Source organism: Pseudoxanthomonas kalamensis DSM 18571 (assembly GCF_010211745.1).
In the GTDB taxonomy this organism is placed as follows: Bacteria; Pseudomonadota; Gammaproteobacteria; order Xanthomonadales; family Xanthomonadaceae; genus Pseudoxanthomonas_A; species Pseudoxanthomonas_A kalamensis.
Genome location: NZ_PDWQ01000010.1, coordinates 1 through 7,693 on the forward strand (window position 1 = coordinate 1; position 7,693 = coordinate 7,693).

Sequence of the window (7,693 nt, forward strand, 5' to 3'; positions counted from 1 at the left end):
TCAACAGATAACACACCCACTCCTCTCATATATGTATTTGTTATCAGTACACCTCCACACTCGAGTTCTCCCCTCTATTCGTCGGCAGCGTCAGATGGGTATAAGAGGAGGCAGCGGCAGGGGTGCGGGGTCGGGCGGCGGCGTGGCGACTTCCGGCAGGGCCAGCATCACCGCCAGCCCCAGAGTGAAAGCCGCCAACCAGGCAATGCCGATGTGGCGTAGCGCGGTCGCCTTGGCCTGGCCGACGATCCGCTGCACCAGACCGGTGTCCATGAAGGGTTTGGCCACCGGCCATAGCCGGGGACCGTCGAGAATCTCGATGTTGTGGTGGGCTGCCTTGTCGCGACCTTCAGCCTCCAGCGTGCCCTCGGTGGCCAGGGTACCGCCGACGGCACCGTTCAGGCGGATCTCGGCCGCCAGTTCGTCCATTGCCACCGAACCAATCCGGTAGGCGCTGCCGTGCTTGCAGGCCAGCAGCCAGGGGCGGCCCTCGGCATTGCGGAGCAGGAAGTTGGAGCTGGGTTCCTGCGGATCCTCGCTGTCGATCTTCACCGGCTCCATGCCGCGACCGCGCATGGCCTCGATCAGGATGCGGGTGAACTCGCGCCAGCGCAGGCCGGCGATGGCCAGCAGGCCGGCCGAGGTTTCGTCGTCACGGCGCCGGATCAGCCATAGATAGGCGGTGGAAGCGCTGCCAACTAGCAGGGTGATGGCCAGTCCGAACAACCAAGCGGGCATAGGGAGGGGGAGTCAGCGGGAAAGCGGCGATTCTACGACAGCTGCTCCCGACTCCGGAATGCGGGCACGAAAAAGCCCGCCAGTCCGAAGCCGTAAGGGGAGGGGAGCATACGTACTTCGTTTGGACTGGCGGGCAAGGCTTATTGTTACGCCATCATCTGCTGCCATGCAACAAGAAATTGCAATCGATTACATCGATCCTGGATTGAAGTTTTCAATGCACCAGAATGGTCATTTCGTGCCGGACGTTTTTGGTGCGGTTTTGGCGCCGGCAGGGCGCTTCCGGACTGGTTTCCCGGTGGCAGCGGCGGCTTTTTTCGCTGCAGTCTTCTGGCTGACAGCCTTGCGCGTCGCAGTGGACTTTCCGCCGGACAGTTCGCGTTGCAGCGCATCGATACGCCCCTGCAGTTCGCTGAGGTCGTCGCGGGTCGGGATTTCCAGCCGGTGCAGGGCGCGATGGACGCGGTCCTCGAAGACTTTTTCCAGCCGCGTCCAGGTATCGGTCGCACGCTTCCTGGCCTTGCCGACGTTCTGTTCGACCGTCTCCCGCATCACTTCGACCTGCTCGCCGGCGAGCTTGCGGGTGTTCTGCTCCAGTACCAAGCCTTCCTTGACCAGGCTGTCGAACAGCTTGCCGCCTTCGTTCTGGGCGCGGCTGAAAGCCCCCAGACCGGCAAGCCAGACCTGCTGGGCAGACTCGCCCAGTCGCTGAGACAATAGTGCGGCGGTGTCTTCGGCTTTTTGCTTGGGTGCCTTTTTCTTGTGCTTGGCCATGGTGTCGGGCTCCGTATCGGTGTGCAGACAGCCTACGGCGGCAGTCTAGAGCTTTCACACCACGGCGGCGGCCAGGCGTCAGATGAAGCGTTCGCCCAGCACCCGGCGGATCTCGTGCTCGATCGGCGCCTTCATCATCGACAGCATGAAGCCCAGCTTGGCGTTGACCCGCAGCATCTGGGGCAGCAGTTCGATGCTGCCGTCGATCCCGGAACGGCTGAAGCGAAGGGTGTCGCCGTCCCAGTCACATTCGACCTCGAAACGCTCCCTGAGCTTGTGCGCCACCTCGTCCACCGACTGCCGGGCCTGCTCGGGCGATTGCGTGTGCGGGTGCTCGATCTCGATGCTGGACATGCTGGACTCCGGAAAGCGCCGTCATTGTCGCCGCACGTGGGCATCGCGCCAAGCCGGGCAGCGGATGCCGGAACGCGGGCAACCTGCTAGTCTCGCCCGCCTGTGGAGAACCTGAGACTTCAATTCAAGCAGGACCGGTCGGAAGAACGGCCGCTGGGTACGGGCGTGCACCGACTGGTTCGCCGCGCCGATGGCCGGCTGTCGTTCGACGATGGCGGGCAGGGCGCCTTGTGCGCGCAGTTCTGCCTGGATCGCCGTGGCCTGTGGCTGCAGATCGCCAGCGGGCGCAACGGCGTGCATGTCAATGGGCGGCCTGTGGTACGGATGGCGGCCCTGCGCGCGGGCGACAGCGTGCACGTGGACGGCATCGAACTGCGCGTTCGCGCCGATGCGGATGTCGCCGGAACCCGGCCGGCCGAAACCGTGACCGAGCCCTGCGAGGCCTGTGTCGTGCTGCGCGGCATCGGCGGCCGCCACCATGGCCGCAGCTTCACCCTGGATGTGCCGCGCCGGGTCGGCAGCGATGCGGAGGCCGACATCCGCATCGATGTGCCGGGCGCCGGGCCCAGGCATGCCTTGCTGGAGCGCGAGCAGGGACGGGTCCGGCTGCGGATGCTGGAATCCGGCGATTGCGAGGTCAACGGCACGCCGGTGCGCGAGGCCTGGCTGGCCTCTGGCGACCAGGTGGCGTTCGGCTCCAGCCATAGGTTTGTGGTGCAAGTGCCCTGGCAGTCATCGCCACCGCTGATCGCGACAGGTCCGGCCAGTGGTAACGAGGCCGCGGAGCCGCAGGTCGCGCGCCCCTCCGCCCGGCGCTGGCCGTGGTTGCTGCTGAGTGCGGCGTTGATCGCGCTGCTGCTGTCCGCGCTGCTGCTGTTCGGTTCCGGCTGAAAAACCACCCGGCCACGGGACGCCGCATGTCGCACTGCGGCATACTAGGCGTTCCTGCACCGGGTGTTCCATGACGCGCCTCTACAACTTCAGCGCCGGTCCGGCGACCCTGCCCGAACCGGTCCTGCGCCAGGCCCAGGCCGAACTGCTCGACTGGAACGGCGTGGGCGCCTCGATCGTCGAGATCAGCCATCGCAGCGCCGAGTTCATCGCCGTGGCCGCCGAAGCCGAAGCCGACCTGCGCCGGCTGGTCGGCATCCCGGACGACTACGCCGTGCTGTTCCTGTCCGGTGGCGCCACCACCCAGCAGGCGCTGCTGGCGCTGAATTTCGCCGCGCCGGGGCAGGTGGTCGATTACGTGGTCACCGGGCACTGGGGCAAGACCGCGATCAAGCAGGTCAAGCCCTATGTGTCGGTCAACATCGCCGCCGACGGCGAGCCGGGCGGCTTTCGCGACATTCCGCCGCGCGATAGCTGGAAACTCAGCCCGGATGCGGCCTACGTCCACATCACCGCCAACGAGACCATCCACGGGGTCGAGTTCCGCGATGCGCCCGAGGTCGGCGAGGTGCCGCTGTTCGCAGACTTCAGCTCGTCGATCGCCTCCGAGCCGATCGACGTATCCAAATACGGACTGATCTACGCCGGTGCGCAGAAGAACCTGGGACCGGTCGGGGTCGCGGTGGTCGTGGTCCGCCGCGACCTGCTGCAGCGGCAGGGCCAGCCACGCGCGGACATCTTCGACTACCGCTCGCACGTTGCCCGCGATTCCATGCTCAACACGCCGCCGACCTGGAACTGGTATCTGGCCGGACTGGTGTTCAAGTGGATGCTGGCCGAGGGTGGGGTAGCCGAATTCGCCCGTCGCAACGCCGAAAAGGCGCGCATCGTCTATGCGGCGATCGACGGCTCCGGCAGTTTCTACCGCAACCATGTGTTGCCCGAAGCGCGTTCGCGGATGAATATTCCGTTCTTCCTGCCGGACGAGACGCTGGACGCGCGCTTCGTCGCCGAGTCGAAGGCTGCCGGCCTGCTGGCGCTGAAGGGGCACAAGGCGGTCGGCGGCATCCGCGCCTCGCTGTACAACGCCATGCCAGTGGCCGGCGCGCAGGCGCTGGCGGATTTCATGGCCGATTTCATTCGGCGCAACGGATAAGCACGAGGGGACCATGGCGGCCAAGCCGAAGAAATCCACGCAGAAACCGAAGAAGGGCGCGTCACCACCGACCATCGCCAAGCCGGTGCTGTCGGACGTGCGCGCGCAGATCGACCGCATCGACCGCCAGATCCAGCAGCTGATCGCCGAACGCGCCGGTTACGCGCGCCAGGTCGGCAAGGCCAAGGGCAAGCTGGCGCAGGCGGTGGATTACTACCGCCCCGAGCGCGAGGCGCAGGTGCTGCGGATGGTGGTGGACCGCAACGAGGGGCCGCTCAGCGACGAAGTGCTGGTGCACGTATTCCGCGAGATCATGTCCGCCTGCCTGGCCCAGCAGGAACCGCTGAAGATCGGCTACCTGGGGCCGGAGGGCACCTTCAGCCAGCAGGCGGTGCTGAAGCATTTCGGCCGCTCGGCGCACGGGCTGCCGCTGTCGAGCATTGAGGAGGTGTTCCAGGAGGTCGAATCCGGCAACGCCGATTTCGGCGTGGTCCCGGTGGAAAACTCCGGCCAGGGCACCATCCAGATCACCCTGGACATGTTCCTGACCTCGCAGCTGAAGATCTGCGGTGAAGTCGAGCTGCGCGTGCACCAGTTCCTGCTTTCGCGCAGCGGCCATATCGAAGACATCGAGCGCGTTTACGGCCATCCGCAGGCATTGGCGCAGACCGCAGGCTGGCTGCGCGCCAACCTGCCCAAGGTCGAGAAGCTGCCGGTGTCCAGCAATGCCGAAGGCGCGCGGCGTGCGCGCAACGCCGACGACGCGGCTTGCGTGGCCGGCGAGAGCGCGGCGCATGTGTACGGCCTGAAGAAGGTGGTGATGACGCCGATCCAGGACGAAAAGGACAACACCACGCGCTTCCTGGTGATCGGCCGGCAGATCTTCCCGCCGTCCGGCCACGACCGCACCTCGGTGCTGGTGTTCATCCACGACAAGCCCGGCGCCCTGTTCGACGTGCTCAGCCCGTTTGCGCGCCACGGCATCAGCATGAACCGCATCGAATCGCGGCCTTCGCACCAGGCCAAGTGGGAATACGCCTTCTTCATCGACCTGGCCGGCCATGTCGAGGACGAAGGCATGAAACAGGCGCTGGCCGAACTGGAAGCGCATTCGGCGCAGATCAAGGTGCTGGGTTCGTACCCGGTTGCGGTGCCATAGCAACTGCATTCCGCCCTGATGGGCGGGTTACTTTCTTTGCTTGTGCAAAGAAAGTAACCAAAGAAACACACACCTGACGGCACGCCCTCCGCGCTACGCGCTACGGGTTTGCAATTCCGGCGGGAATTTTCGGAAGCCGCATCCTGCGGCTCCGAAAACGGAGCACATCCATGTGCACCGCCCCTTCGGGGTTTTACCCGCCGGACTTGCCGTGCCTGAAGGGGTCCACATCAAACGCAACACCGAAGTCCCGTCGCCACAAATCCGAATTCAATGACCGACAAGCAAAACTGGATCGCATCGAAAGGCAAGCCGCTGCAGGGCGACATCGACATTCCCGGCGACAAGTCGGTTTCGCACCGGGCGGTGATGTTTGCCGCGTTGGCCGACGGCGTCTCGCAGGTGGACGGCTTTCTGGAAGGCGAGGACACCCGCGCCACCGCGGCGATCTTCTCGCAGCTGGGGGTACGGATCGAAACCCCGTCGCCATCGCGGCGGATCGTGCACGGGGTCGGCATCGACGGCCTGCAGGCGCCTTCGCAGCCACTGGATTGCGGCAATGCCGGCACCGGCATGCGTCTGCTGACCGGTCTGCTGGCCGCGCAGCGCTTCGACAGTGTGCTGATCGGCGACGAGTCGCTGTCGAAGCGGCCGATGCGGCGGGTCACCGAGCCGCTGGCGCAGATGGGCGCGCGCATCGACACCGCCGATGGCGGGCTGCCGCCGCTGCGCATCCATGGTGGCCAGGCGCTGCACAGCATCGACTACGCCTCGCCGGTGGCCAGCGCCCAAGTCAAGTCCTGCCTGCTGCTGGCCGGGTTGTATGCGCAGGGCGAAACCATCGTGCGCGAGTCGCATCCGACCCGCGACTACACCGAGCGTATGCTCTCGGCCTTCGGCGTGGAGATCGACTATTCGCCCGGATACGCGTGCCTGCGCGGCGGGCAGCGTTTACGCGCGACCGATATCCAGGTGCCTGCGGATTTTTCCTCGGCGGCGTTCTTCCTGGTCGCCGCCAGTATCGTTCCCGGCTCGTGCCTGCGATTGCGTCGGGTCGGGTTGAATCCGCGCCGCACCGGCCTGCTGCAGGCGCTGCGGATGATGGGTGCGGACATCGTCGAGGAAAATGCAGCCGAACACGGCGGCGAAGCGGTCGCCGACCTCGTGGTGCGGCACGCGCCATTGCGCGGCATCGAGGTGCCGGAGGCGCTGGTGCCGGACATGATCGACGAGTTCCCGGCGCTGTTCGCTGCCGCCGCCTGCGCCGAAGGCCCCACCGTGGTCCGCGGCGCGGCCGAGCTGCGGGTCAAGGAATCGGACCGGCTGGCGGCCATGGCCAACGGCCTGCGCGCGCTCGGCCTGCAGGTGGACGAAACCGCGGACGGGGCGACGATTCACCCCGGCACGTTGCATGGCGGCCGCATCGAAAGCCACGGCGACCACCGCATCGCAATGGCCTTCAGCGTGGCCGGGCAGTGCTCCGATGGCGAGGTCGTGGTGGGCGACACGGCCAACGTGGCGACCTCATTCCCCGGCTACGAGACGCTGGCGCGCGGTGTAGGGTTCGGTTTGCGGTAGATGGGGCGCCAGAATCTTGCGGATGAGCTATGAAAGAGATACTGGCCTGATTGAATTGTTAGGGAAAACTGTCGAAATACAAAACAATGTAGTAGTAACTTTCACCCTCGACTTCATTACGCATGAAGCTTGAAAAAGCGAAAGCATCTTTTGGTTGTGCAGCGGGAGCCATTTGCGTCTTGCCTAGGTTTTGCACGGTTTTCAACGCCGTTTCCATGAATGCGTCAGAGGTCTCTTTCGAGGTGGGGGCAACATTCTCCGGAGTCTCTATGTCCCCGAAAAGCTTAGCCAGTGAGGCGTAAAGTTCTAGCCAGATCTTAGCCCCCGCAGCCGGATCTTGCCCCTCATATAAATAGACACCAATTCTTCGCAACTTTTCGTCATGGAAGAAGAACTGAAAGTTCTCCTTTTTTCCATTGAAGACTCCGTTGTAAGTCTCCAGGTCGCCATTGTTGAAGGATTTGTATGGGCCACAATCGGCAATAGCAGCAACTTCTTCAGGAGACATGCCAAATTGCCATGACAGCACGTCGCATTTCGCGAATGCTGGGCCTACATTAAAGCTAATGATCAGGGCCAATAAGATACGAAGCTGCATGATGGCTGCCTTTAACGCAAGTTGAATTCCACCGGCACATCGACGCTGCCGGCCACCGCTTGGCCATCGCGCTGGGCCGGTTTGAAGCGCCATTGTCGGACCGCCCGCAGCGCGGCACGGTCGAGGTCGCGCGATCCGCTGCGCTGGGCCACGGAGACATCGACGGGGACGCCGTCGGCGCCGACCTCCACCCGCACCACGACCGTACCGCTGGCGCCACGCCGCGCCGCGGCGACCGGGTATTCGGGAGCCGGCATCTGCCCGGGGATCGGTTCGGGCGCGTCGCCGGCGGCCAGTGGCGAGGCGCGCGTGGCTACTGGCGGAGGAGATGGTGTGGCGGGGGGTGGCGGGGGGGGGGGGCTGGGCGCGGGGGGGGGGGGGTGGGTCGTTTACACACCCCCCCGCCCACCCGGCTCCCGGGCCTGTCGGTTGCGGTCTTTTCCGT

General features: G+C 65.1%; 8 protein-coding genes and 1 pseudogene. 4 read left to right on the forward strand and 5 right to left on the reverse strand.

The features are described from left to right. Nucleotides 1-90: 90 nt before the first annotated feature. The 3 genes from CSC70_RS13520 to CSC70_RS13530 form a co-directional block, all read right to left on the reverse strand. Nucleotides 91-738, reverse strand: a complete 648-nt coding sequence (locus tag CSC70_RS13520; RefSeq protein ID WP_162457172.1) for a restriction endonuclease — start codon at nucleotides 736-738, stop codon at nucleotides 91-93. A 231-nt stretch (nucleotides 739-969) separates the two neighbouring features. Continuing rightward, nucleotides 970-1,512 carry a phasin family protein gene (locus CSC70_RS13525; protein WP_162457173.1) on the reverse strand — a complete coding sequence of 181 codons (543 nt, stop codon included), beginning with the start codon at nucleotides 1,510-1,512 and terminating at the stop codon, nucleotides 970-972. 78 nt (nucleotides 1,513-1,590) lie between these two features. After that, on the reverse strand, nucleotides 1,591-1,866 hold the full coding sequence (locus CSC70_RS13530) for a polyhydroxyalkanoic acid system family protein (RefSeq protein ID WP_162457174.1): 276 nt from the start codon (nucleotides 1,864-1,866) through the stop codon (nucleotides 1,591-1,593). Nucleotides 1,867-2,031: 165 nt separating this feature from the next. Here CSC70_RS13530 and CSC70_RS13535 point away from each other — a divergent pair, with 165 nt between their 5' ends. The 4 genes from CSC70_RS13535 to aroA all read left to right on the forward strand — a co-directional run bounded on the left by CSC70_RS13535 (nucleotide 2,032) and on the right by aroA (nucleotide 6,650). Beyond that, nucleotides 2,032-2,757 (forward strand): FHA domain-containing protein, encoded by a 726-nt coding sequence (locus CSC70_RS13535; protein WP_246189435.1) that lies wholly within the window; start codon nucleotides 2,032-2,034, stop codon nucleotides 2,755-2,757. A gap of 70 nt (nucleotides 2,758-2,827) precedes the next feature. After that, nucleotides 2,828-3,913, forward strand: coding sequence for a phosphoserine transaminase (gene serC, locus CSC70_RS13540; RefSeq protein WP_162457176.1), 1,086 nt, complete (start codon nucleotides 2,828-2,830; stop codon nucleotides 3,911-3,913). Between the two features lie 13 nt (nucleotides 3,914-3,926). Then, nucleotides 3,927-5,072, forward strand: a complete 1,146-nt coding sequence (pheA, locus tag CSC70_RS13545; protein ID WP_162457177.1) for a prephenate dehydratase — start codon at nucleotides 3,927-3,929, stop codon at nucleotides 5,070-5,072. Nucleotides 5,073-5,345: 273 nt separating this feature from the next. Further along, on the forward strand, nucleotides 5,346-6,650 hold the full coding sequence (gene aroA / locus CSC70_RS13550; RefSeq protein ID WP_162457178.1) for a 3-phosphoshikimate 1-carboxyvinyltransferase: 1,305 nt from the start codon (nucleotides 5,346-5,348) through the stop codon (nucleotides 6,648-6,650). A gap of 58 nt (nucleotides 6,651-6,708) precedes the next feature. Here the strand turns inward: aroA and CSC70_RS13555 are convergent, their stop codons facing one another. Together CSC70_RS13555 and CSC70_RS13560 are read right to left on the reverse strand one after the other, a co-directional pair. Next, on the reverse strand, nucleotides 6,709-7,248 hold the full coding sequence (locus CSC70_RS13555) for a hypothetical protein (protein ID WP_162457179.1): 540 nt from the start codon (nucleotides 7,246-7,248) through the stop codon (nucleotides 6,709-6,711). Nucleotides 7,249-7,259: 11 nt separating this feature from the next. Continuing rightward, nucleotides 7,260-7,625 (reverse strand): annotated as a pseudogene (locus CSC70_RS13560) (energy transducer TonB); the annotation flags it as partial. Between the last annotated feature and the right edge of the window lie 68 nt (nucleotides 7,626-7,693).